Origin of the sequence: Sedimenticola thiotaurini (assembly GCF_001007875.1) — a bacterium.
In the GTDB taxonomy this organism is placed as follows: Bacteria; Pseudomonadota; Gammaproteobacteria; order Chromatiales; family Chromatiaceae; genus Sedimenticola; species Sedimenticola thiotaurini.
In genome coordinates, this window is sequence record NZ_CP011412.1 from 2,162,553 (window position 1) to 2,186,782 (window position 24,230).

Annotated in this window: 29 protein-coding genes; 23 read left to right on the forward strand and 6 right to left on the reverse strand. The window is 60.0% G+C overall.

Annotation, left to right across the window (positions count from 1 at the left end):
• The first annotated feature begins 67 nt into the window (after positions 1-67).
• The 16 genes from AAY24_RS09830 (at position 68) to ppnP (ending at position 12,780) form a co-directional block, all read left to right on the forward strand.
• Positions 68-514, forward strand: coding sequence for a DUF4426 domain-containing protein (locus AAY24_RS09830; protein ID WP_046859538.1), 447 nt, complete (start codon positions 68-70; stop codon positions 512-514).
• A gap of 1 nt (position 515) precedes the next feature.
• The gene (locus AAY24_RS09835; RefSeq protein WP_046859539.1) at positions 516-701 is read left to right on the forward strand and encodes a hypothetical protein; all 186 of its coding nucleotides are present in this window, start codon (positions 516-518) and stop codon (positions 699-701) included.
• A 137-nt stretch (positions 702-838) separates the two neighbouring features.
• Positions 839-1,870, forward strand: coding sequence for a calcium/sodium antiporter (locus tag AAY24_RS09840; RefSeq protein WP_046859540.1), 1,032 nt, complete (start codon positions 839-841; stop codon positions 1,868-1,870).
• Positions 1,867-2,865 (forward strand): KpsF/GutQ family sugar-phosphate isomerase, encoded by a 999-nt coding sequence (locus AAY24_RS09845; protein ID WP_046859541.1) that lies wholly within the window; start codon positions 1,867-1,869, stop codon positions 2,863-2,865. The genes AAY24_RS09840 and AAY24_RS09845 overlap by 4 nt, the downstream gene beginning before the upstream one ends.
• Positions 2,866-2,917: 52 nt before the next feature.
• Complete coding sequence (kdsC, locus tag AAY24_RS09850; protein ID WP_046859542.1) at positions 2,918-3,442, forward strand: 3-deoxy-manno-octulosonate-8-phosphatase KdsC; 525 nt, start codon at positions 2,918-2,920, stop codon at positions 3,440-3,442.
• A 31-nt stretch (positions 3,443-3,473) separates the two neighbouring features.
• Positions 3,474-4,043 (forward strand): LPS export ABC transporter periplasmic protein LptC, encoded by a 570-nt coding sequence (lptC, locus tag AAY24_RS09855; protein ID WP_052761166.1) that lies wholly within the window; start codon positions 3,474-3,476, stop codon positions 4,041-4,043.
• Positions 4,027-4,542 (forward strand): lipopolysaccharide transport periplasmic protein LptA, encoded by a 516-nt coding sequence (gene lptA / locus AAY24_RS09860; protein ID WP_046859543.1) that lies wholly within the window; start codon positions 4,027-4,029, stop codon positions 4,540-4,542. Before lptC ends, lptA begins: the two co-directional genes overlap by 17 nt.
• 7 nt (positions 4,543-4,549) lie before the next feature.
• Positions 4,550-5,275 (forward strand): LPS export ABC transporter ATP-binding protein, encoded by a 726-nt coding sequence (gene lptB / locus AAY24_RS09865; RefSeq protein WP_046859544.1) that lies wholly within the window; start codon positions 4,550-4,552, stop codon positions 5,273-5,275.
• A gap of 109 nt (positions 5,276-5,384) precedes the next feature.
• A complete protein-coding gene (locus tag AAY24_RS09870) occupies positions 5,385-6,887 on the forward strand; it encodes an RNA polymerase factor sigma-54 (RefSeq protein WP_046859545.1) in 1,503 nt (500 codons plus the stop codon).
• A 24-nt stretch (positions 6,888-6,911) separates the two neighbouring features.
• Positions 6,912-7,247, forward strand: a complete 336-nt coding sequence (hpf, locus tag AAY24_RS09875) for a ribosome hibernation-promoting factor, HPF/YfiA family (protein ID WP_046859546.1) — start codon at positions 6,912-6,914, stop codon at positions 7,245-7,247.
• A 19-nt stretch (positions 7,248-7,266) separates the two neighbouring features.
• Positions 7,267-7,743, forward strand: coding sequence for a PTS sugar transporter subunit IIA (locus AAY24_RS09880; RefSeq protein ID WP_046859547.1), 477 nt, complete (start codon positions 7,267-7,269; stop codon positions 7,741-7,743).
• Between the two features lie 84 nt (positions 7,744-7,827).
• Positions 7,828-8,709, forward strand: a complete 882-nt coding sequence (rapZ, locus tag AAY24_RS09885) for an RNase adapter RapZ (RefSeq protein ID WP_046859548.1) — start codon at positions 7,828-7,830, stop codon at positions 8,707-8,709.
• A gap of 145 nt (positions 8,710-8,854) precedes the next feature.
• The gene (locus AAY24_RS09890) at positions 8,855-9,124 is read left to right on the forward strand and encodes an HPr family phosphocarrier protein (RefSeq protein WP_046861186.1); all 270 of its coding nucleotides are present in this window, start codon (positions 8,855-8,857) and stop codon (positions 9,122-9,124) included.
• Positions 9,121-10,842: a phosphoenolpyruvate--protein phosphotransferase gene (gene ptsP, locus AAY24_RS09895; protein WP_046859549.1), complete on the forward strand. Its 1,722-nt coding sequence runs from the start codon at positions 9,121-9,123 to the stop codon at positions 10,840-10,842. Before AAY24_RS09890 ends, ptsP begins: the two co-directional genes overlap by 4 nt.
• A gap of 165 nt (positions 10,843-11,007) precedes the next feature.
• Positions 11,008-12,369, forward strand: coding sequence for a magnesium transporter (gene mgtE, locus AAY24_RS09900; RefSeq protein ID WP_046859550.1), 1,362 nt, complete (start codon positions 11,008-11,010; stop codon positions 12,367-12,369).
• Between the two features lie 129 nt (positions 12,370-12,498).
• A complete protein-coding gene (ppnP, locus tag AAY24_RS09905) occupies positions 12,499-12,780 on the forward strand; it encodes a pyrimidine/purine nucleoside phosphorylase (protein ID WP_046859551.1) in 282 nt (93 codons plus the stop codon).
• A gap of 38 nt (positions 12,781-12,818) precedes the next feature.
• Here ppnP and AAY24_RS09910 read toward each other — a convergent pair whose 3' ends face one another.
• Genes AAY24_RS09910 through AAY24_RS09920 form a run of 3 tightly spaced genes read right to left on the reverse strand, consistent with a single transcriptional unit; the run spans position 12,819 to position 14,409 of the window.
• Positions 12,819-13,367: a DUF924 family protein gene (locus AAY24_RS09910; RefSeq protein ID WP_046859552.1), complete on the reverse strand. Its 549-nt coding sequence runs from the start codon at positions 13,365-13,367 to the stop codon at positions 12,819-12,821.
• Positions 13,339-13,863 carry a GNAT family N-acetyltransferase gene (locus AAY24_RS09915; RefSeq protein ID WP_234422154.1) on the reverse strand — a complete coding sequence of 175 codons (525 nt, stop codon included), beginning with the start codon at positions 13,861-13,863 and terminating at the stop codon, positions 13,339-13,341. Before AAY24_RS09915 ends, AAY24_RS09910 begins: the two co-directional genes overlap by 29 nt.
• Before the next feature lie 54 nt (positions 13,864-13,917).
• Positions 13,918-14,409: an FKBP-type peptidyl-prolyl cis-trans isomerase gene (locus AAY24_RS09920; RefSeq protein WP_046859554.1), complete on the reverse strand. Its 492-nt coding sequence runs from the start codon at positions 14,407-14,409 to the stop codon at positions 13,918-13,920.
• Positions 14,410-14,644: 235 nt separating this feature from the next.
• Here AAY24_RS09920 and AAY24_RS18500 point away from each other — a divergent pair, with 235 nt between their 5' ends.
• The 7 genes from AAY24_RS18500 to mutM all read left to right on the forward strand — a co-directional run bounded on the left by AAY24_RS18500 (position 14,645) and on the right by mutM (position 22,953).
• Positions 14,645-17,596, forward strand: coding sequence for an EAL domain-containing protein (locus AAY24_RS18500; RefSeq protein ID WP_052761167.1), 2,952 nt, complete (start codon positions 14,645-14,647; stop codon positions 17,594-17,596).
• A 282-nt stretch (positions 17,597-17,878) separates the two neighbouring features.
• Entirely contained in the window at positions 17,879-18,046 is a 168-nt protein-coding gene (locus AAY24_RS19200) for a hypothetical protein (RefSeq protein ID WP_199930337.1), read from the forward strand.
• A gap of 229 nt (positions 18,047-18,275) precedes the next feature.
• Entirely contained in the window at positions 18,276-19,193 is a 918-nt protein-coding gene (locus tag AAY24_RS09930) for an ABC transporter ATP-binding protein (protein ID WP_046859555.1), read from the forward strand.
• A complete protein-coding gene (locus AAY24_RS18765; protein ID WP_046861188.1) occupies positions 19,190-19,936 on the forward strand; it encodes an ABC transporter permease in 747 nt (248 codons plus the stop codon). Before AAY24_RS09930 ends, AAY24_RS18765 begins: the two co-directional genes overlap by 4 nt.
• A complete protein-coding gene (locus tag AAY24_RS09940; RefSeq protein ID WP_046859556.1) occupies positions 19,926-21,287 on the forward strand; it encodes a GldG family protein in 1,362 nt (453 codons plus the stop codon). Before AAY24_RS18765 ends, AAY24_RS09940 begins: the two co-directional genes overlap by 11 nt.
• 12 nt (positions 21,288-21,299) lie before the next feature.
• The gene (locus AAY24_RS18510; RefSeq protein ID WP_052761169.1) at positions 21,300-22,139 is read left to right on the forward strand and encodes a DUF4340 domain-containing protein; all 840 of its coding nucleotides are present in this window, start codon (positions 21,300-21,302) and stop codon (positions 22,137-22,139) included.
• Between the two features lies 1 nt (position 22,140).
• Positions 22,141-22,953 carry a bifunctional DNA-formamidopyrimidine glycosylase/DNA-(apurinic or apyrimidinic site) lyase gene (gene mutM, locus AAY24_RS09950; RefSeq protein WP_046859557.1) on the forward strand — a complete coding sequence of 271 codons (813 nt, stop codon included), beginning with the start codon at positions 22,141-22,143 and terminating at the stop codon, positions 22,951-22,953.
• 74 nt (positions 22,954-23,027) lie between these two features.
• On the opposite strand, the gene AAY24_RS09955 is transcribed toward mutM, so the two are convergent.
• The 3 genes from AAY24_RS09955 to AAY24_RS09965 form a co-directional block, all read right to left on the reverse strand.
• Positions 23,028-23,282 carry a DUF1289 domain-containing protein gene (locus AAY24_RS09955; protein ID WP_046859558.1) on the reverse strand — a complete coding sequence of 85 codons (255 nt, stop codon included), beginning with the start codon at positions 23,280-23,282 and terminating at the stop codon, positions 23,028-23,030.
• A 32-nt stretch (positions 23,283-23,314) separates the two neighbouring features.
• Positions 23,315-23,755 (reverse strand): hypothetical protein, encoded by a 441-nt coding sequence (locus AAY24_RS09960; protein ID WP_046859559.1) that lies wholly within the window; start codon positions 23,753-23,755, stop codon positions 23,315-23,317.
• A gap of 113 nt (positions 23,756-23,868) precedes the next feature.
• On the reverse strand, positions 23,869-24,117 hold the full coding sequence (locus AAY24_RS09965) for a YfhL family 4Fe-4S dicluster ferredoxin (RefSeq protein WP_046859560.1): 249 nt from the start codon (positions 24,115-24,117) through the stop codon (positions 23,869-23,871).
• Positions 24,118-24,230 lie beyond the last annotated feature (113 nt).

Sequence of the window (24,230 nt, forward strand, 5' to 3'; positions counted from 1 at the left end):
TGGCGCTATCCTTTCAAAGAGGTATGGACCTTCTTCCATCCCACGGGTACAGAACTGAGGCAGCACCATGCAAGTCCGAATCTCCACCATCGCTTTACCCCTGATACTGCTGTTTATCAGCAGCCTGGCGAGCGCTGAAAACAGCACCCAGGCTGATGGCTACACCATCCATCACAACGCCATCCCAACCGCCCTTCTGGCACCGGAGGTAGCCAGTAATTACCGCATTGTGCGCAGTAAATACCGGGGACTGCTGAACGTTAGCGTTATCCGGGACATTCCGGGTACAACCGGCCAGCCGGTGACCGCCAAAGTGACCGCTTATGCCCTGAACCTGATCGGTCGGCGGCACAATATCGAACTCCGGGAGATTCGGGAGGGTGATGCCATCTACTACATCGGCGATTTCCCTATCGTTGATGGGGAGACCCTGAAGTTCACCCTGGAAGTGACCCCTGAAGGCGCCACCAGGTCGATAACTGCATCACTGAGCCAGGATTTCTACATCGACTGAGATGGGTAACGTTCTACCATTCAAAAAGATCACCGCCAGTCAACGCCACAAGGGCAACACCCTGTGCCGGCACGGCCACCATAAGTGGGTACTCGATCAATCCCAGGTGTTTGACGTGAAACAGGGCAGACTGGTCAGCCGTTATCGCTGCAGCCGTTGCAACGCCACCCGCAACCGGGCCGAATAGTCGGAGCGCCAGAGGGCACCCTGCCACACCGGCGCAGGCGCCAAGAAACTTGGACAATCCCGGCAAGGTCTGAAACAATGCCTGCGCCACTAAGAATCCGTTGAAATTTAACTCTACCATCCCCCACGAATCACTTTATGCTGCTAGATATTGCTGCCATCATCGCCGGTATTACCCTGCTGGTCTGGGGAGCCGACCGCTTTGTCATCGGCGCGTCCGGAATCGCCAGCAACCTGGGCCTGCCACCGATGATTATCGGACTCACTATCGTTGGATTCGGCACTTCGGCCCCGGAAATACTGGTCTCCGGTGTGGCCGCCATTCAGGGCAATAGCGGCCTGGCTATCGGCAACTCACTCGGTTCCAATATCGCCAATATCGGCCTGATTCTCGGCGTTACCGCCCTGATCGCCCCCCTGAATGTCCGATCTAACACCCTGCGCCGGGAGTACCCGATCCTGCTGGCGGTCAGTCTGGGCACCCTGGTACTGATGCTGGACGGTGTGCTGGGAAGGGTTGACGGCATGATCCTGTTGCTGGGACTGGTGGGGATGCTGTACGCCATGGTGCGTATCGGCATGCGCAGTCTGTCCGGTGCACCCGACCCGATCACCGCTGAAATCCTGGACGAACTGCCGGAATCGATGAGCACCGGCAAGGCGGTTTTCAACTTCTGTCTGGGTCTGGCCCTGCTGCTGTTCAGCTCCCGGATCCTGGTCTGGGGCGCGGTCAACATCGCCTCCTCCTACGGAGTCAGCGACCTGGTCATCGGCCTCACCATCGTGGCCCTGGGCACCAGCCTGCCGGAACTGGCAGCCAGTATCGCCAGCGCGCTCAAAAATGAACACGATATTGCCATCGGCAACGTCATCGGCTCCAATATGTATAACCTGCTGGCGGTTATGGCAGTACCGGGGCTGATCGCGCCCGGGCCGTTCGATCCCCTGGTATTGACCCGGGATATGCCGATGATGCTCGGCCTGACCCTGGCCCTGTTTGTCATCAGCTACGGCTTCGGCGGAAACGGGCGTATCAATCGGACTGAGGGATTCCTGCTGTTAGCCGCCTTTATCGCCTATCAGGGCGTGCTTTTCACCCAGAAAGGGGGGGCCGCCACGGTCGTCGAGCCCACCGCCTATCAACAGACAATCGAGCAGCAAAGTACATGAACAAGGATTGCACCCCCTCTCCTGAAGAGGCCAAAAAACTCCAGGCACTGGGCCTGGCTGTCATCCATAACGAGGCCGCCGCCATCCAGGCGCTCGCCGACCGGATAAATGGGGACTTCGCCCGTGCCTGCGGCTTCATGCTCAAGTGCGAAGGCCGTATTGTGGTCACCGGCATGGGCAAATCGGGCCATATCGGCAGCAAGATCGCTGCTACGCTGGCCAGCACCGGCAGCCCGGCCTTTTTTGTCCACCCGGGCGAAGCCAGCCACGGCGACCTGGGCATGATCACGGCCAAGGACGTGGTGCTGGCGCTCTCCAATTCCGGCGAGACCAGCGAACTATTGACCATACTGCCGCTGATCAAGCGTCTTGGGGTGCCCCTGATCGCCATGACCGGCAACCCGAATTCCAATCTGGCCCGGCAGGCAGACGTGCATATCGACGTCAGTGTCGAACAGGAGGCGTGCCCCCTCAACTTGGCCCCCACCTCCAGCACCACCGCCACCCTGGCAATGGGGGATGCACTGGCGATTGCCCTGCTGGAGGCCCGGGGCTTCACCGAGCAGGATTTTGCCCGCTCCCATCCCGGCGGCAGCCTGGGCCGGCGACTCCTGCTGATGGTGAGTGATGTGATGGTGACCGGCGAACAGATCCCCCGGGTGCCGGAGCAGGCCAGCCTCAAGGATGCACTGCTGGAGATGACCCGGAAAGGGATGGGCATGACCGGGGTTATCGACGACCAGGGCCGCCTCAGCGGCATCTATACTGACGGCGACCTGCGCCGCACCCTGGATCGACCGGTGGATATCCGCAACTGCAAAATCGCCGAAGTGATGACCCGGGGCAGCACCACCGCCAGTGCAGACATGCTGGCGGCGGAAGTACTCAAGATCATGCAGGAGAAGAAGATCAACTCCCTGTTTATCGTCGACGATCAACAGATGCCCATTGGCGCCTTGAACATGCACACCCTGTTGCTGGCGGGCATCGTCTGACCGGCCACTGCCCGTAGCGACTCACCCTGACTCAGCAGAAAGGATGCCTAAGATGCAGGAGATCTTGAAGCGAGCCAAACAGATCCGTCTGGTTATCTTTGACGTGGATGGTGTGCTGACCGATGGCAGCCTGTTCCTGGGTGATGACGGACAGGAGTACAAGGCGTTCAACTCCCGGGATGGTCTCGGCATGAAGCTGCTACAGAAAAGCGGCCTGGAGATCGGCATTATCACCGGTCGCACCTCCAACGTGGTGGCGCTGCGGATGGAGAGTCTGGGTATCCGGCACGTCTACCAGGGACAAGAGGATAAAGTACCGGCATTTCGGGAACTGCGCGACAAACTGGGACTGACGAATGAACAGATCGCCTACGTGGGTGATGACGTGGTGGATCTGCCGGTAATGCGCCAGGTCGGTCTGGCCATGACAGTGCGGGACGCCCATCCCCTGGTCAGGCAGTATGCACACTGGCAGGCCCAGGCAGGAGCCGGTCGCGGTGCCGTGCGGGAAATCTGCGAACTGTTGATGGAGGCGCAAGGGACCCTGGAACAGGCTTTTGGGAAGTATCTCGACTGACCCTTCAAAGTATCCGGGCAGGACATCAACCATGACTGAACAGAAAAACCTGATAATCGGCGGCATGCTGTTGTTGCTCGTGGTGGTCACCCTCTGGATAGCCCGCCAAAGCATGCAGGAGGAGGCGGAACGCACAACTCCACAACACCGGGTAGACTATTATCTGGAAGGGGTCGACTCCACCCTGATGGATCTGAGCGGGAGACCCAGTAAGCGACTGGTGGCCAATCGCATGACCCATTTCATGGATGACGACAGCACTGAACTGGAGTCACCGCGGATGACCCTGTACGACCTGGACCGTCCGCCCTGGCATGTCCGCTCGGAGACCGGTTGGCTCTCGGGTGATGGGGAGGTGCTTCTTTTGCAAGGTGAGGTTAAAATCGACCGCTTTGCGGCGCCCGGGGTCCGGCCCATGCACATAACCACCCGGGATCTGCGGGTACAGCCAAGAGACAACTATGTGGAAACCGATGCTGAAGTGCATGCGCGCAGTAACCAGGACCGTATCGATGCCAAGGGCATGCAGATCTGGCTCCAGCAGCCGATCCGCATCAAACTGCTAGCCAATGTACGAGGACATTATGAAGTCGAACCCTAAGCACCAACACAGGGCCCGCTGGTTCGCCATTACCCTGTTACTGCTGCTGTTTCCAGGGATAGCCCCCGCCCTGCAGTCGGACAAGGACCAGCCGATCTACATCGAGGCCGATGCGGTGGATATCGACGATCGGAACGGCACCAGCATCTATAAAGGGAATGTGGTACTGACCCAGGGCAGCATCGTGATGACGGCGGACCAGGTGACCGTGACCCAGCACCAGGAGCAGACCGACCAGATCGAAGCGATCGGCAGTCCGGTTACATTCCAGCAGGATACCGACAATGGCAAGGGCACCATCAAGGGCCGTGCCAAAAAGGCCGAGTACTCGGCCAACGGCGAGACCCTCAATATGATCGGTGACGCAATCCTGATCCAGGGCAAGGACACCTTCAAGAGTGACCGGATCGTCTACGACCGCGCCCGGGCCATTGTAAAGGCCGGTGCCAGCGCCAAGGGCAAGGAACGGGTCCGGGTCACTATCGGTGGCAAAAAGTAACCCGCCCATGAGTGTGCTCGTAGCTGACAAGCTGGTAAAACACTATCGCCGTCGCGCGGTGGTCAACGGGGTCTCCCTGAAGGTAGCCGCTGGCGAGGTGGTTGGGCTGCTCGGACCCAACGGTGCCGGCAAGACCACCTGTTTCTACATGATCGCCGGGCTGGTGCCGTCGGAAAAGGGCGCCATCAGCATTGATGGTCACGACATCACCGGCCTGCCGATGCATGCCCGGGCCCGGCTCGGCCTCGGCTATCTGGCCCAGGAGCCATCGATTTTCCGTAAGTTATCGGTATTCAACAATATTTTTGCCATCCTGGAGACTCGCAAGGACCTACGGCGTCCGGAACAGATCGAGGCCTGCGAGGCGCTGCTGGTGGACTTTAACCTGACCCATCTGCGGAACAATCTGGCGATGAGCCTGTCCGGGGGCGAACGTCGCCGGCTGGAGATCGCCCGCTCACTGGCGATGGAACCCCGCTTCATCCTGCTGGATGAACCCTTCGCCGGCATCGATCCGATCTCGGTCAAGGATATCCAGAATATTATCCGCTCCCTCTCCTCCCGGGGTATCGGCGTGCTGATTACCGATCACAATGTGCGGGAGACCCTCGGAATCTGCGGACGGGCCTATATTATCAGCGAGGGACAGGTCCTGGCTGAGGGTGAGCCGGAACAGATTCTGGCCAACCAGGAGGTACGCTCGGTCTACCTGGGAACAGAGTTCAGTCTGTAGCTTGACCGATGACAATTAACACTTTTTCCCCTTGTGCGCCTGTGCAGTTTTTACGCTAGAATGAAACTGTGAAAACTATACAAATTACGTACCAGATTCAGATATTCGCATGAAGCAGACGCTCCAGCTTCGCCTTGGCCAACATCTAACCATGACGCCGCAATTGCAGCAGGCTATCCGCTTGCTGCAACTTTCGACGCTGGATCTCAAACAGGAGATCCAGGAGGCCCTCGACTCCAACCTGATGCTGGAGACCGAGGAGGATAACAGTGCCCGCGAAGAGGCCCGCCAACAGGAGCAGCAGAGCGTAATCGATGGACTGAACGGCGAAAACCTGAAAGCTGACAAGGCCAACAGCAACGATCTCAATAACGAGAAAGAGATCAATGGCGAGGCCAGTTCCATGCCGGAAGAGCTGCCTGTGGACAGCGGCTGGGACGATGTCTACGACAGCACCCTGCCGCCCTCCTCCGGGATGGCCTCACGGGACTCCGGAGACAGTGACTACCTGGCCCAGCGCCGTAGCGCCCGAACCCTCTATGACTACCTCACCTGGCAGCTGAACCTGACCCCGTTCAGCGATCTCGACCGTCAGATAGCGGTTGCCATCATCGACGGTATTGATGAAGACGGCTACCTGCGGATGGAGCTGAATGAGATTCTCGACGACATGGAGGCCGACGAGATCGAACTGGATGAGATCGAAGCGGTGCTGCACCGGATCCAGCAGTTTGATCCACCCGGTGTGGGTGCCCGGGATCTGCGCGAATGCCTGCTGATTCAGCTGCGCCAGTACACCGAACCCCATCCGGCCATGGAACTTACCCTGCGGCTGGTGGATGACCATTTTGACCTGTTGGCCCAGCAGGACCACAACCAGATCAAACGCAAGCTGAAGATCGACGACGACACCCTGAAATCGATCAACCAACTGATCCGCTCACTGATTCCGCGGCCCGGCAGCCTGGTGGCTGAAACTGAGGCCCAATATGTCATCCCCGATGTGTTCGTGACCCGTCGGGATGGCACCTGGCACGTGGATCTGAATGCCGAGGCCGCGCCCAAACTGCGGGTCAACCCGGACTACGCCCGGCTGATCCGGCGCGCCGACAACAGTGAAGACAACACCTGCCTGAAAAACCACCTGCAGGAGGCGCGCTGGTTTATCAAAAGCCTGATGAGCCGCAACGAGACCCTGTTGCGGGTGGCCACCAAAATCGTCGAGCTGCAGCGCGGCTTCTTCGAGCACGGTGAAGAGGCGATGAAACCGCTGGTGCTGCGGGACATTGCCGAGGCCCTGGACCTGCATGAATCGACCATCTCCAGGGTAACGACCCAAAAGTACATGCATACCCCGCGGGGTACGCTGGAGTTCAAGTATTTCTTCTCCAGCCATGTCAGTACCGCCGGAGGGGGAGAGTGTTCCGCCACGGCGATACGCGCACTGATCAAAAAACTGATCGCTGCCGAAAAACCCAACAAACCGCTAAGCGACAACAAACTGGCCAGTATACTTGCCGATCAGGGCATTCAGGTCGCGCGGCGAACAGTAGCGAAATATCGCGAGTCCATGGCGATTCCGCCATCCAACGAGCGCAAGCGCCTCGTCTAGAGGCCCGTAACCAAGGAGCAAACCATGCAAATCAGCATCACCGGTCATCATGTGGACATCACCGAAGCCATGCGCAACTACGTGGATACAAAATTGGAGCGCCTGGAACGGCACTTTGATCATGTTGCCAAAATCCACGTCATCCTGAGTGTTGAGAAACTGCGTCAGAAAGCGGAAGCAACACTGCATGTGAATGGTGCCGATGTCTTCGCCGAGTGTGAAGAGGAGGATATGTATGCAGCCATTGATGGCCTGGTGGACAAGATCGACCGCCAGGTCAAAAAACTCAAGGAGAAAAGCACTAATCACCGCAATGGTGCAGGTATGAAGGGCATTGACCCTGCCAACGCCGAAATCTAACCCAAAAGGCACCACAATCATGTTTCCCGCAAATTTCATTAGCGTCGAACGCATCAGTGTCGCCAACCCGGCGGCCAGTAAAAAGCGCGTACTCGAAGAGGTAGCCGGACTGCTGGCCTCTGCTTCAGATGAGCTTACCCAGGGCAATGTATTCGACAAACTACTTGAGCGGGAACGATTGGGCAGCACCGGGCTGGGGCATGGCATCGCCTTGCCCCACGCCCGCGTTGCCGGCGTCACGGAAGCCCGCGGTGCCTTTGTCCAGTTGCAGTCAGGGGCGGATTTCGACGCCCTGGACCAACAACCGGTCGACCTGGTATTCGGACTGCTGGTACCGGAAGAGGCCACCGAAGAGCACCTGCAACTGCTGGCCAAACTGGCCACCCTGTTCAGTGATGAAGCGTTCTGTCAGCGGCTCAGAAAGGCCCGGGACAGCGCCAGCCTGCTACAGGAGTTCATTCTGCAGGAACCCATGCCTATCAGCGCCAGCGGCTGACCCGGAGGGCCGACGACGCAGTTCGCTTCAAGGCCCATACGATTGACCCCTTTTGTGCATCTGACCGGAGGTAACGGAGACCCCATGAAGCTGTCAATCATCACCGGACTCTCCGGCTCCGGAAAGAGTGTCGCCCTGCATACCCTGGAAGATGAGGGCTACTACTGCATAGACAATCTGCCGGTGTTCCTGCTGCCGGCCCTGGCCGGTGAACTGGTCAAGGATCAGGACAAACGGTTCCAACTGGTCGCCATCAGTATCGACTCACGCAACACGCCGGCCGAGTTCGAGAACATTTCCACCCTGCTCCACCCCCTTAAGGCCAAGAAGATCCGCTATGAGGTTATCTTCCTGGAGGCGCGGGACGAGACGTTGATCAAGCGTTTCAGCGAAACCCGCCGACGGCATCCACTGACCGGTGGAGGGCGGCCCCTGGCGGAGGCGATCAGCTATGAACGGGAGATAATGGCGCCATTTCTCAACATCGCCAATATCCGCATCGACACCAGCGAGACCAATCTGCACGAACTGCGTGATCTGATCCGCTCCCGCATCACGGAACGGCTGGACGCCAATATATCCCTGCTGTTTCAATCATTCGGTTTCAAACAGGGGATTCCCCGGGACGCGGACTTCATCTACGACGCCCGCTGCCTGCCCAATCCCCATTGGCAGCCGGCACTGCGCCCACTCACCGGCAGGGACAGCCCGGTACAGCACTTTCTCGGGGAAAACAGCGACGTTCAACGCTACAAGGAGGATCTGGTGCGCTTTCTGGAGCAGTGGATACCCCGCTTTGAAGCCGAGGGTCGCAGCTATCTGACCATCGCTATCGGTTGTACCGGGGGACAGCACCGGTCGGTCTATCTGGTGGAGCAGTTGGCCGCCCACTTCCGTACCTGTGGCCGGCAGAGCCAGATCCGCCATCGGGATCTGCCCCGGGTGGCCTCGGCCGATTCCGGTTAAGCTGTAACGAATTAGGAAAAGAACTTCCGTTTCCGGCAGTGACTACCGCAACCGGGGCCTGCACCAAGTGCGGACGGGGCATTTTGTCACTGGCGTGCATTGTGCGATATTGTTTCTCCAGATCAGGGGCTATGTGAGCTTTTTTATGGTCACCAAACAGATAACCATTATTAATCGTCTGGGCCTGCACGCCCGGGCCGCCGCCAAGTTTATTACCGAAGCAGGGCAATACAGCAGCACTATCCAGCTGATCCGCAATGGTCAGCCTGCCAATGGAAAGAGCATCATGGAGGTGATGATGTTGGCCGCCAGCCAGGGAACCGAGTTGACGCTGACAACCGAAGGAGAAGATGAGATCGAGGCCGCCAATGCCCTGGAAGCCCTGGTCAACGACCGCTTCGGAGAACCTGAATGACCTTTGCCGGCAACGGCATCGGCATAACCTCGGGTATCGCCATCGGCGAAGCCCATATTCTGCGCCCCGGCCTGCTGGAAATCGGCCCACGCCAGATCGACCCGGCCGATATTCCGGCCGAAGTGCAGCGCTTCCAGCTGGCGGTAAACGGGGCCAGGGGACGACTTCAGCAGACCCGTAAAAAGATCCCCGACAACACCCGCTCAGATATTATCGCCTTCATCGACACCCACCTGCTGATGATGAATGACGCCGCCCTGGTGGAGGTGCCGATCCAGCTGATTCGTCGCCACGCCTACGCCGCTGAATGGGCACTGCAACTGCAGCGGGAGTCCCTGGTGCAGGTGTTTGATACCATGGATGATCCCTACCTGCGCACCCGCAAGGATGATGTGGAACATGTGGTCAACCAGATCCAGATTGCCCTGCAGGAGCTGGATGAGGAAGAGAGCGATGACCTGCAAGGCAAGGTGATCCTGGCCCAGGACCTCACCCCGGCGGATACCATTGTGATGCGTCACCAGGGAATCGCCGCCTTTATCACCGAATTCGGCGGCCCTATGTCCCACACCGCCATTCTGGCCCGCAGCCTCGATATCCCGGCCATTGTCGGGGTGCACGGCATCACCCGGCTGCTACGTCAGGGTGAAACCCTGGTGGTGGATGGGGAGCAGGGGGTGGTATTGGCGGACGCCGACCCGGACACCCTGGCCCATTACCAACGACGCATCAACGCCACCCGCAACCGGACCATCCAGCTGCGCAACCTGATCGGCCGGGCCGCCACCACCCGGGAAGGGGTGCGGGTACAATTGATGGCCAATATCGAACTGCCCGAGGATATCGAAACCACCCGTCAACTACAGGCCGACGCGGTAGGGCTCTACCGCACCGAGTTTCTCTATATGAACCGCCAGGGGATGCCGGACGAGGAGGAGCACTACCAGACCTATCGCCAGGTGGTGGAGGGTCTTGACGGGATCCCGATCACTATTCGCACCCTGGATCTGGGGGCCGATAAACAGGTGGATGGCTGCACCACCCTGAGCTGCAATCCCGCTCTCGGCCTGCGCGCCATACGGCTCTGTCTCAAGGAGCCGAGAATGTTTCAGCCCCAGTTGCGGGCCATTCTGCGCGCCGCCGTTCACGGTCCGGTGCGCATCATGATCCCCATGCTCTCCACGCTCCAGGAGGTGCGCAAACTGAAGGCCATACTGGCGGAGACGGAAGCGGCCCTGAGCGCGGAAGGGATACCCTTTGCGAAAAATATTCCGATCGGCGGCATGATCGAGGTACCGGCCGCCGCGCTGGCTGCTGACGCCTTTACCCGTGAACTGGATTTTCTCTCTATCGGCACCAACGACCTGATCCAGTACACCCTGGCCATTGACCGGGTGGACGACGAGGTCAACTATCTCTATGACCCGTTGCACCCCTCCATCCTGCGTCTTATCCAGATGGTTATCGACGCCGGCCAGCGAGCCGGCATCCCGATCAGTATGTGCGGGGAGATGGCTGGCGACCCCCGCTACATCCCGCTGTTGATCGGCATGGGGCTGCGGGAGTTCAGCATGCAACCGGGCTCACTGCTGATTGCCAAGGAGCGACTGCTAGAACTGGAGGCGGATAAACTGGCCAAACAGACCCGCAAACTGATGAAGCGGCTCGGCGAGAGCGACTACGAACCGTTGCTGGAACAGATCTGTACCCGGCACTGAGCCGGCCATACCGGCAAAAGGAATTACCGCGGCGGAACGACCCTGAAGGTCACCAGCCTGACAACGATTTTTCACACCGGGTGTCTCCCGCTTGTCATCTTCAGCTGTTAGAATCGGCCCCGTCCACACAATTGACCCATCATCCGGCGAGGAACCCTATCGGCCATGTCTGACCAGGCACCCGAACACAACGACAGTACCCGCCTGGACCGTATGCAGAGGGCCCTGGAGAGCGGTACGCTGCAGCAATCCCGGCGCATGCTCAACGCCCTGCACCCGGGTGAGATAGCGCACCTGCTGGAGTCGTTGCCGCTGGCCCAGCGCGATATCGCCTGGCGGCTGGTGAACGAGGAGAACGGTGGTGAGGTGCTGATCCTGGTTGCCGACGAGGTTCGGGCGGACCTGATCAGCAAGATGGACACGGAAGAGCTGCTGGCCGCCACCGAGGGGTTGGACACCGACGACCTGGCAGACCTGGTCCAGGATCTGCCCCGGGCCATCACCGATGAGATCCTCGATTCACTGGATCACCAGCGCCGGGAGCGGCTTGAGGCTGTCCTCTCCTACCCGGAGGACACTGCCGGCGGCCTGATGAATCCGGATGCCATCACCGTGCGTCCGGAGGTGACCCTGGACGTGGTGATGCGCTATCTGCGCCACCTGAAAGACAAGATCCCGCCCCAGACCGACATCCTCATGGTGGTCAACCGGGACGGCAAGTACCTGGGCGTACTGCCGCTCACCGTGCTGGTGACCCATGGCCTGGACGAGACCGTGGCGGAGGTGATGTCCCTGGATGTACGGGGCATTCCCGCCACCTGGGATGACGGCAAGGTGGCCAACCGCTTCGAGCAGCATGACCTGATCTCCGCCCCGGTGGTGGATGAGGCCGGCAAGCTGGTCGGCCGTATCACCATCGACGACGTGGTCGATGTCATCCGTGAAGAGGGGGAGCACCAGTTCATGGGACAGGCCGGCCTGTCGGAAGACGAGGACATGTTTGCCCCGGTCATGATCTCCACCCGGCGCCGGGCGCTCTGGCTGGGTATCAACCTGATCACCGCCCTGCTGGCCTCCTGGGTGATCGGACAGTTCGAGGCGACCATTGAAAAAGTGGTGGCGCTGGCGGTACTGATGCCCATTGTCGCCAGTATGGGGGGCATCGCCGGCAGCCAGACCCTGACCCTGACCATTCGCGGTATCGCCCTGGGGCAGCTCTCCGCCAAGAACACCCGCTGGCTGATTCTCAAGGAAATGGCGGTGGGCGGCCTGAACAGCCTGATCTGGGCCGGGGTGATGGCGGTCATTGCCGGCTTCTGGTTCCACGATGCCAATATCGGCCTGCTGATCGCCACTGCCATGTGTATCAACCTGCTGCTGGCCGCCCTGGTGGGCACCGTGCTGCCAATGGCCCTGGCCAAGCTGGGGATCGACCCGGCACTGGCCGGTTCGGTGCTGCTCACCACCGTCACCGATATTGTCGGCTTTTTCGCCTTCCTGGGGCTGGCCACCCTGTTCCTGATCTGAACCGGACCGCCCCGCACGGCAGCGGCGAACGGCCCATCACACCACCCGGCAGCGCTCCAATCAGGGGTTGACGCCGGCAACGGATCGGGTCACCTTTAGCGCCTTTTTTCAATCCCGGGAGTCACCCCCATGTTCAAGATCAACCAGTACTTCGACGGCAAAGTCGCCTCTATCGCCTTTCAGACCGCTACCCTGCCGGCCACAGTCGGCGTCATGGCAGTGGGTGAGTATGAGTTCGGCACCAGCCAGAAGGAGACCATGACGGTGGTCAGTGGTTGCCTCACCGCGAAGTTGCCGGACAGTGACAGCTGGCGGGATTATCAGGCGGGTGAACAGTTCGTGGTGGAGGCGGGGGAGAAATTCCAACTCAAGGTGGCGGTGGAGACCGCCTACCTCTGCACCTACGAATAAGCCGACAGTGAAACGCGCCCGCCTGCCCTGCCGGAAACTCAGCCGGTAAAAGCGCCGTCCGAGGCCAGGTAGGCCAGCTCCGCCGCACTGCTGGCACGACCCAGGATGGCGTTCCGATGGGGGAACCGGCCAAACCGGCGCACTATCTCCCGGTGATGACGCGCAAAGGTGAGGCTGGTCTGCAGACCATCCTGTGCATAGAGAGCGACGGACCGCTCCTGATCCTGCAGATCCTCACTGTGCATATAGGGCATATAGAGAAAAGCCCGCTGGCCACTCTCCAGGCACTGATCAAACTGGCGTTTGATGGCGAATCCAGCCACCTCTCTGGCCTGGGCCTCGGTCCGGAAGCTGTCGGGCCGGCCGCGAAACATATTGAGGGGGAACTGGTCCAGCAGGATCACCAGCGCCAGGCAGCCGTCGGCACTGGTCATCCAGTGATCCAGCAGTCCGGTGCACGCCTGCCCCCAGAGTACCTGAAAGCGGTCGCCGATCTCCTGATCCAGCTCGGGAGGTGCAGAAAACCAGTAGCGGGAAACCGGCTCACTGAACCAGAAGTCAATAATCTCCTGTGGCTCCACTGCCATTGCAGCTATCCTCCCCTGCTGTCTGCTGTTGATGCCGATAGAGGTGCCATACTCCACCCCGAAACGCCAGCGTACGCTCAAACATTGCCCCGATCCGCTCCGCCAGGGCGATAGAGGCCCGATTCTCCGCCTGGATCAGACTGATCAGGCGGATGTCAGGCAGCTGCTCAGCGGCCATCTCCCGCACCGCCAGGGCCGCCTCCAGAGCATAGCCCCGCCCCCAGTAGTCCCGGGCCAGAGCCCATTTGATCTCCGGCTCCGGCCAGTCCAGGGGATACCAGAGCCCGACCGGACCGATCACCCGACCGGAAGCCCGTTCCACCACCGCATAAGGCCCGTAGCCGCGCATCTCCCAGTGGCCGATCATGCTCGCCAGCACCTGCCAGGTGGCCGCTTCCCTGAGCGGTTTGCCCACGGTGTGCCGGGTGCACTCGGGATCGGAGTAGTAGGCGTGCAGATCACGCCAGTCCGCCTCCCGGAATGTGCGTAGCGTCAACCGCTGCGTCTCCAGGCGCTGGGGAATCCGGTAATCCATCGGACAGGGGGCGACTCAGTGGGTATGGCTATGGTCCATGTCGTGGTGGACATGGCCATGTTCGATCTCTTCCGCGCTGGCATCCCGCACTTGGATGATCTCCAGATCAAAATTGAGCTCCTTGCCGGCCATCGGGTGATTGCCGTCCACGGTGACCATCTTGTCATCCACTGCCACCACGGTGACCAGGAACGGAACACCTTCGTCCATTTCGGTCTGGAACTGCATACCCACTTCAATCTGCTCGACACCCGGGAAGTTCTCCCGGGGCACCCCTTCGATCAGGCTATCATCGCGCTCCCCATAGGCCTCTTCGCAGGGAATGGTTACCGACAGCTTCTCGCCCTGGCTGTGGCCGGTGAGGGCCCGCTCCAGTGCCGGAATCAGGCTCTCGGTGCCGTGAATATAGGTCAGGTAGCCATCGTTGGCGGAACTGTCGATGATCTCGCCGCTCTGATCACGGGTCACATAATCAAGGATAACCGCTTTAAAATCACTGATTTGCATGAATAATCTCAAAAGTTGGAGGTTAGGGGAGATAGCGCAGATACACTGCTGTAACAGGTAACCGGTTGTATAAGGATTTAAAGAATAGCCCGTTGGTGCCGATGCCGTTAAATAATGATCATAATAGCAGTCATCAGGCTGCCCACCTGCACCATCAGAATAATAAGCTCAACCCGGCAGGCCGGCATTATTTCACGCCGGGGATATGGGTGCAAAATACTAAGGAGAGATCAATTTGTTCCAGTTCCGCAATCTGATCTGCCGTCTACGCATACGCAAGCTGCTGCTGCTGATGCTGGGTCTGTTGTGCAGTATCGCGATCTCCGCCATCGCCTGGAACAGTATCGATGTTATACGACAACATCAGACCGCGAGCCAGCTGGGCCTGGCCAATCTGCTGGCGGACCGGGCACTCAAGCTGAACACGGAGCTGGCCGCCGAACGGGGCCTCACGGGGATTTTCCTGGCCACATCCAAGCAGCTGTCCACCTCCCAGCTGCTGCTCCTGGAGAACCAGCGCAAACAGACCGACCAGAGCTACCACCTGTTCAGACAGCTACTGCCCACCACCCTGGATCCCACCAGCACCATCCCCATCAATCAATCCGACCCGGTCCTGCAGCAGATCTGGCAACGCCTGCTGCGACTGCGTACCGATGCCGATCTGGCGCTGATGGAGAGGAAGCAGGGGCTTTCAGCTACCCGTTGGTTCGAGCTGATAACCAACGAAATTGAACAGGTCGCCAAACTGCAACGTTCCATTATTGTATCCAACCGAGAAGGCAGACACCTGCTGAATCACGCCCAGATACTGCGGGATGCGGTGTCCACCATGATGGAGTATACCGGGCGCGAAAGAGCCACCATCGGCAGCATCATCGCATCCAAGAAGCCGATCCGAATGGATCAGCACCCTACCCTGCTCAAGTACCGGGAGGCGATAAAGTTCGGTGAAAACCGCTGCCTGGAAATCCTCGCCGCCTATCCGCAAAGCGACGGCATCCAATCCGCCATCACCCGCTACCATGAGGTCTTCCGCGGTGAATTTGAAAACCTGCGCAACCAGGTTCTGGATGCCAGCAGCCAGGGGAAACCCTACCCGGTGGACGAACTGACCTGGTATTCAGAGGCATCCCGCGCCATCGCAACCATGTCCGCCCTGTTTGAGGCGGCCAGTGTTCAAAACCTGCAGGATCTTGAAGCCATCCAGCGGAAGGCCGATCAGACAGTCATGAGTATGCTGGCCACCATACTGTTGGTTATCCTGCTGTTTGCCACCACCTACATCATCACCTACCGACGTATTCTCACCCCCCTCAAGCTGCTGGAGCAGGCAGCCCGCACCATCGAGTCAGGCGATCTGGGGGAACCCGTTAAACTCCATTCAAAGGATGAGTTCGGCCAGCTGGGCCAGAGTTTCGAGTCCATGCGGCTCAGCCTGCTGGCGGATCGCAAGGAGCGGGAGCTGGCGGAGCAGGAGCTGCGCAAACTGCACCAGGCGGTGGAGCAGAGTGTCAGCTCCCTGGTGATCACCGATGCCGAAGGGGTTACCGAGTATGTCAATCACCGTTTTGAACTGACCACCGGCTACCGCCAGGACGAGATCATCGGCCGCAAATTCAACAAGACCCGTTCCGGGCAGATACCCCCTGAGCTCTACCAGGAGATGTGGAACACCATCAGATCGGGCAACATCTGGGAAGGCGAGCTGCTCAACCGGAAACGCAATGGCGAACTCTACTGGGAGTTGGTCAGCATCTCACCGGTGCGGGACAAACAGGGTAAGATCAGCCATTTCATCGGTATTCAACACGACATCAGCCGCCGCAAGGCGATGGAGCAGCAGCTTAATTTTCTCGCCTACCACGACGAACTGACCGGCCTGGCCAATCGCAGGCTGTTGACCGACCGGTTTGACCAGATGACCGATCGCCTCCAATCCAGTACTCACCAGGGCGCCCTGCTGATCCTGGATCTGAACCGCTTCAAACTGATCAATGACAGCCTGGGACATGACACCGGTGACCGGGTCCTGGTCGAGATTGCCAACCGCCTGAAAGAGCTGATCCATCCCGACGACACCATTTCACGCTACGGCGGGGCTGAATTTGTCATTCTGGTGTCGAAAATGCAATCAGTCGACGCAGTCACCGATCTGGCACGGCGCATCAGCCGGACAATCAGCCAGCCGGTAAAAGTGGATAAACGACTGCTGCACGTCAGCTGCAGCCTCGGTATTGCGCTCTATCCCCGGGACGGCAGGACCCTCGACAAACTGCTGAGCAACGCGGACGCCGCCATGTACCAGGCAAAAACGCGCCATGGGGAGAAACTGCAGTTCTTTACCGAGGCCCTGAGCAACCAGGTTCAGCAGCGCATGGAGATGGAAAACGACCTGCGCAACGCGCTGCGCAACGGCGAGCTGGAAGTCTACTACCAACCCCAGTATGACCAGGTGGCGAAACGGATCATCGGTATGGAGGCGCTGCTGCGCTGGCACCATCCGCGCCGTGGCCTGGTGACACCGGACCGCTTTATCCCCCTGGCCGAGGAGACCGGGCTGATCCTGCCGATCGGCGAGTGGGTGCTGGAGACCGCCTGCCGACAGCTCAGACAGTTCCATCGGGAGGGCTACCCGGACCTGATGGTGGCGGTCAATGTCTCGGTACGCCAACTGGAGGGCCAGGACATGACCGAGATCATCAAGCGGGTACTGGACAAGGTGGCAATCAACCCCGCCACCCTGGAGATTGAGATCACCGAGAGCACCATGATGGAAGACCCGGAGCGGATGATCGAGGCCCTGGACGCCCTCAAGAGACTCCATGTGCGGCTGGCCCTGGACGACTTCGGCACCGGCCACTCCTCGCTCTCCTACCTGCAGCGTTTCCCATTCGATAAGATCAAGATCGACCGGGCGTTTATCCGTAACATCACCCGCTCCGAAGATGACGGCGCCATCGCCACCACCATCGGCGCCATGGCAAAAAGTCTGAAACTGGACATCATCGCCGAAGGCGTGGAAACGGAAGAGCAGATGACATTCCTGAAAAATTGCGGCTGCGACAAGATTCAGGGCTATCTGATCAGCAAGCCGATCCCGGCGGCTGAGTTCAGGCATCTGCTGGCCCGGCACCAGATAGAGCCCGACTGGATAAAGCAGAACACCGACCCCCAGAAGCCCTGACCGCCGGGCATCCTGCAACGGCAACCGAAGCTTCCCGAATAGTTAATATCAGTGCAACACGGCGCACCGATACTGATGCCGCACACAGCAGGGTGGTTGAACGGCCCCCTTCCGATGGACAGTGACTCACAGCAAGCACCAATACAGTCCAACCGGGACCGGTGGGTGACACCGAAAACCACATCCGCTTAACAGGTGAATACCAGCGCAATATGTGTGTTGATAATAACCAAGCGTAACAGTAAGGTATTACCCAATCACCATTTGACAGAAGGAGATCCCATGGAACATCAAACCAGCCAATGCAAAGAGCGGGAGCGGATAGCCGACTTTATTGCACTCTCGGCAGACTACATCGGGGTCACACCGCCGTCCGAGCACACCTTCGCACGCTGGACCGCCAACTGCATCTGCCAGCAACCCCGGACCCCGGACCAACTCTCCCGCTAAACCGGGGAGCAGCCGCCACGTTACCGGAGGCAGCCCAATACCATTAAGCGGTCTTGTCCGGACCTTTCGTGAAGCGGACCGACCGGTTTCTTTCTGAACCCACCCATGCTGCTGGAGACCCGCCCGGAGTGACGTCTCCACGCCGATCAGGCCGGCCTGTCACTCCCGCCTGGGAACGGGATCTGATACCTTGATCTGAGGCCCCGATCTCCTGTACCTTGCAGCCCCAATGGCTGCATTAATCCACATCGAAAATATCTCCCGACACTACGCCGATCACTGTGCGGTGGCGGACATCAGTTTCGATCTGCAACCGGGTGAGGTACTGGGATTTCTCGGCCCCAACGGCGCCGGCAAATCCACCACCATGCAGATCATCAGCGGTGTCCTGGCCCCGAGCAGCGGCACGGTGCAACTGAACGGTTTCGATCTGCAGAAAGAGCCAATCCAGGCCAAACGGGCCCTGGGCTATCTACCCGAAGTACCCCCCCTCTACCCGGAGATGCGGGTGGACGAGTACCTGCACTACTGCGCCCGGCTGCACCGGGTCGGTTCGTCCGAACTGAACCAGGCGGTCCGCCAGGCCAAACAGCGTTGCGGACTGGAGTCCATGGGAAAGCGGGTGATCGGCAACCTCTCCAAGGGCTACCAGCAACGGGTCGGTATCGCCCAGGCGATCATCCACAACCCACGCACCATTATTCTGGACGAACCCACCAGCGGCCTGGATCCGAACCAGGTGCGGGAGATCCGGCAACTGATCCGCAGCCTGGCCAGCGAATGCGGTATCCTGCTCTCCACCCATATCCTGCCCGAAGTGCAGGCGGTCTGTGACCGGGTGCTGATCCTGCATCAGGGTCGGCTGGTCTATTCCGGACCGGTCAGCCGGCAGCAGCAGAACCGGCTGCTGGTGACCCTGGCCCCGGAGTCGCGGGACAGAGACTATCTGGCCACACTGCCGGATGTGGTGAAGGTGGAACCAATCGGTCCGCAGCAATACTGCCTGACTCTGGACAGCAACCATCAACCGGGTGAGATCGCCGCGGCCATCGTGGGCCAGGGGGATCGACTCTGTGAGCTGCGCACCGATCAGGACGATCTGGAGCGGATCTTCACCCAGGTGACACTCGGGGAGAGCGTGCCATGATCCGGGTAGTCGCCGGCAGAGAGTTGCGCGCCCTGTTCCTCTCCCCGCTCGCCTGGAGCCTGCTGGGGATCGCCATGCTGCTTCTGGCCTGGCTGTTTCTGGTGCAGATTGAGAGCTTCATGCGACTGCAACCCAAGCTGGTGGCCGGGGCCTCCGAGCTGGGTGTCACCGACCTGGTGATAGCCCCCCTGTTCGATTCCGGTGCCATGATACTGCTGTTGCTGACACCCCTGCTGACCATGCGTCTGCTGTGCGACGAGTACCGCAGCGGCACCATCCGGCTGCTGCTCTCTGCGCCACTCTCCAGCACCCGTATCGTGCTCGGCAAATACCTGGCTGTAATGGGTGTGTTTGGCCTGTTGCTGCTGCTGATCGCCCTGCTGCCCCTGTCACTGCTGCTGGGCAGCACCCTGGACATGGGCCGGCTGGCCAGCAGTCTGCTCGGCCTGGCGCTGCTGCTGGGCTGCTATGGAGCAATCGGGCTGCTGCTCTCCAGCTTGACCGCACAACCCGCGGTGGCGGCCGTCAGCACCTACGGTGTGCTGCTGTTTCTCTGGATCGCCAACCTGTCCGGTTCCGACCAGCAGAGTCGCCTGTTTGAATGGCTCTCCCTGGCCAGCCACTACCGGCCCTTTCTCGATGGCCTGGTACGCAGCGGGGATGTAGCCTACTTCCTGCTGCTGATTATCGGCTCTCTGCTGATGACCATCCACCGTCTGGAGCGTCGGCGTCATGGTGACTGAAGCGATCACCCGGAAACCTCGCAAACGCCTCGGGCAGCGCCTGGAGGGACTGCTGTTCTATCTGCTGCTGGCAACCGCCATCGGCCTGGCCGGCTGGCTGAGCCAACATTACCAGTCCGTGTTCGACTGGAGTGACCGCTCCAGAAACAGCCTCACCAGTGCCAGTCAGCAACTGCTGGAGCGGCTGGAGGGGCCACTGCAGATCCGCTCCTTTGCCCCCGACGAACCACAACTGCGGCAGCGCATCCGGGCGGTCATCGAACCCTATCAACGGGTGCGTCCCGATATCACCCTGGAGTTCATCAACCCCTCACTGCAGCCGGAACTGACCCGGGAGCTGGGGATTCGCCGATCCGGTGAGCTGCACCTCAGCTACCAGGGCCGCAGCGAGAACCTCTCCATCCTGAATGAACAGCAGATCAGCAACACCATTCAGCGACTGATCCAGCAGGGCCAGCGCTGGATCGCCACCCTCGAAGGGCATGGCGAACGCCGGCTGAACGGCAAGGCCAACCATGACCTGGGGGATTTCGGTACTGCCCTGCGGCGCAAGGGCTACCGGATACAGCCCCTGCAGTTGAGCACACAACCGATGATTCCGCGCAACACCGCCCTACTGGTCATCGCCGGGCCGCGCATCGACTACCTGCCCAGCGAAACTGCACTGATCCGGGATTATCTTACCCGGGGCGGAAATCTGCTCTGGCTCACCGACCCCGGTCCGCAACACGGCATTGCGGATCTGCTGTCCGAACTCCAACTCAACATCCTGCCCGGAACGGTGGTGGATGCCAACGCCGCCAGGCTGGGGCTGGATAATCCCGCCTTCGCCCTGGTCAGCAAGTTCCCGGATCATCCGGCCACCGACCAGTTCCGACTGGTGACCATCTATCCGTTTGCCGCCGCCCTGGAGGCCAACCCGACCGGTGACTGGCAGGCCACGCCACTGTTACAGACCGCCCCCGGCAGCTGGAACGAAACCAGTGAGCTGGTCGGCGAACTGCAACGGGATGGCGATCTGGGCGAACGGCCCGGCCCCCTGACCCTGGGATACGCCTTCAGTCGCCAACAGTCCGACCACACGCAGAGATTGATCGTGTTGGGCGACGGGGATTTCCTCTCCAACGCCTACCTGGGCAATGGCGGCAACCTGGACCTGGGGCTCAACCTGGTGCGCTGGCTCAGTGGTGACCACAACCTGCTGGACATCCCGGCCCGCACCGCCCCTGACACCCGTCTTAACCTGAGCCGGAACGCCGGCGCTGTCATCGGGCTCGGCTTCCTGTTTGTTGTGCCGTTACTGCTCATCACCACCGGTCTGTTGATCTGGTGGCGCCGCCGCCAGGCCTAGGGAGATGCCGATATGCGCAGAGCGAGTCTGATCAATCTGCTCCTGTTGCTGCTGGTAGGGGGACTGGCCCTGTCTGTCTGGCTGACCCCGGATCGGCAGGACGGTCCCGCGACCCGCCCCCTGACCCGGCTCGATCCGGCCGCTGTGCAACAGATCACCATCCACAATGGCAAGGCACCCCGATTCATCCTGCAACGGCAGGCCGCCGGCTGGCAGATGACCGAACCCTACCGGGTGGCCGCCAATGGAGCGCGTATCGAGAAACTATTGGGTCTGCTTACCACGCCGGCCATCGAATCCTTCCCTCTGCCGGCCGATCGACTGGCGGAATTCGGCCTGGAGGAGCCCCTTGCCGAACTCACCTTCGACCAGACCCGGATCATTTTTGGTGGCACCCATCCCTACAATCACCGTCGCTATCTGCGTATCGATGACCAGCTCTACCTGATCAAGGACATCTTCCCCCACCATGCCACCGCCCGGGCGGAAGAGTTCATCAGCCCCAACCTGTTTCCGCCGGGTGCACAGATCAGCGAAGTCAACCTGCCCGACTGGCGCCTCTACCGGCAACAGCAGCGCTGGGTGCTGGACCCTGACCCCACCGGGACTGATCCGTCACAGCTGGTGCAGAAAGTGACCGACTGGCAGCAGGTCCAGGCCGGTGGGGTGAGCCGCGCACCCGACACAGTCCCGGAACAGCAGCTCAGCATCCGGCTACAGAACCAGCCACACCCGATCCGGCTGGGACTGATCCGCCAGGGGTCAGGTATTTTGCTGATCAACCCGGTGCTGGGGTTAGCCTATCGGCTCGACAACGATAACCTGCTGAAACCACCCGGAGAGGGACCCTGACATGCCGGAACTACCCGAAGTCGAGACCACCCGCAGCGGCATTGCGCCCCATATTCAGGGACAGCGCATCAGCGGGGTGGTGGTGCGTCAGCCACGACTGCGCTGGCCGATTCCCGGCAACCTGGGCGACCTGCTGGGTGGCAGAACGGTTCGTGCCGTGGAGCGTCGGGCCAAATATCTCCTGCTCAGACTCAGCAACGGCAGCCTGATTCTGCACCTGGGCATGTCCGGCAGCCTGCGTATCCTGCCCCGGGACACCGTTCCGGGTAAACACGACCATTTCGATCTGCTGTTCAAGCAGTGTTGCCTGCGCCTGCGCGACCCGCGCCGTTTCGGCGCCGTACTCTGGACCGATCAGCCGGTGGAGCAACACCCGTTGATAGCCCACCTGGGTCCGGAGCCCCTGTCGGAAGAGTTCAACGGTGTCTACCTGCACCGTCAGGCGCAACAGCGCCGGGTGGCAATAAAGAACCTGATCATGGATGGCCGGGTAGTGGTGGGGGTGGGGAATATCTACGCCAACGAAGCGCTGTTCCGAGCCGGCATCCATCCGGCCCGGCCGGCCGGCCGGATCTCGCTGGCACGCTGCGCCCGGCTGGCGGAGGAGATCAAGCAGGTGCTGGCGGCCGCCATTATTCAGGGCGGCACCACCTTGCGGGATTTTCAGCAGGAGGATGGCAAACCGGGCTATTTCGCCCAGGAACTACTGGTTTACGGTAAGGCCGGCAGCCCCTGTCCCGGCTGCGGGAACCCGCTCAAGCAGCAGCGTATCGGCCAGCGTTCCAGCGTCTACTGCAGCCGCTGCCAACGCTGACGGCGGCGGAACAAGCCGGGCAAACCGGTCGTTCGACAAGCGCGGAGCATCACCGGCACGGCCGGTTGCCAATCTCACTTGCCGACCGGGATACCAATACCACCCATCTGGCCCAACTGCTGCTGTTTGCGCACATTTTTTGCCGCCTTGTCACCCACGAACGCGGTAAAATCCTCAACATTCTCATAGCCCATCTCCACCGCAAACCGGGTGATGGCAAAGACCAGATCCCGGGTCTTGGCGATCTCTTCATGGCTGCGTCCGCAGCCGGAGCAGTGGCTACCCTCCTTGCTACAAAAATCTCCACCTTTACAGGGACTGAATTGCATAAATACTCTCCTCGCTTTTACAACGGTTACTCTCAACGGGCGGTCATCAGACGGGCCGTGCCCAGCACCTCTTTCGCACCACCTTCGTGGCTGTCATAGATTCTGAAGAACATTCCGCCCTCGGGCAGTTCCCCTCCGAACCGACCGGTGGCGGCATAGCGCCAGTCATCCTGGTTGGCCAGCACCTTGTCAAACTTCAGCTTGTCGAACAGCGTCCCTTCGCTGTCCATGATATCCACTTCCAGCCGGTGCTCACCCCGATCCAGCAACAGGTTGATGACCAGATAGACGGCCACTTGCGGATCCCCTGCTTTCAGTCGGGTGATCACCTGCTCCGGCTGCACCGAATGGTTATCGGATACAATCCGGTCAGCAAAATAGAGATTGGTAATATAGGCCGCCTGACGGTATTTCCCGGCCACAACCAGACCGGGGAGCAGCACCAGCAGGCAGATAAAGACAGATTTCCTCAAACTCGACTCTTCCCGGCAGCTACTGAAGGCAGGCACATTGAAACCAGATAAGTCCGATTAATCAAGTCGACCCTGTCTGGCAGCCGGGAATCGGTCAGCCGGATGCGGCTGGCTCAGGTGCTGGAGATCCGGTTGTATTTCTCCAGCAACTCCTCTTTGGTCTCTTCCCGATCGGGGTCCTTGGGGATACAGTCCACCGGGCAGACCTCAACGCATTGGGGTTCATCATAGTGACCCACGCATTCGGTACAGAGATCGGGATCGATCTCGTAGATCTCATCCCCCTGGCTGATGGCGCCGTTGGGACACTCGGGTTCACAGACGTCACAGTTGATACACTCATCGGTAATGATCAGGGCCATGTTCAAACTCCAGCTATAATTGGCTTCTTGCCAGGGATTATATCTTCTACCCGTTGTGGCAGAATTAACTGATAATAGCAATCAATCGTTGTAACTATCGGGACTGTCGACAG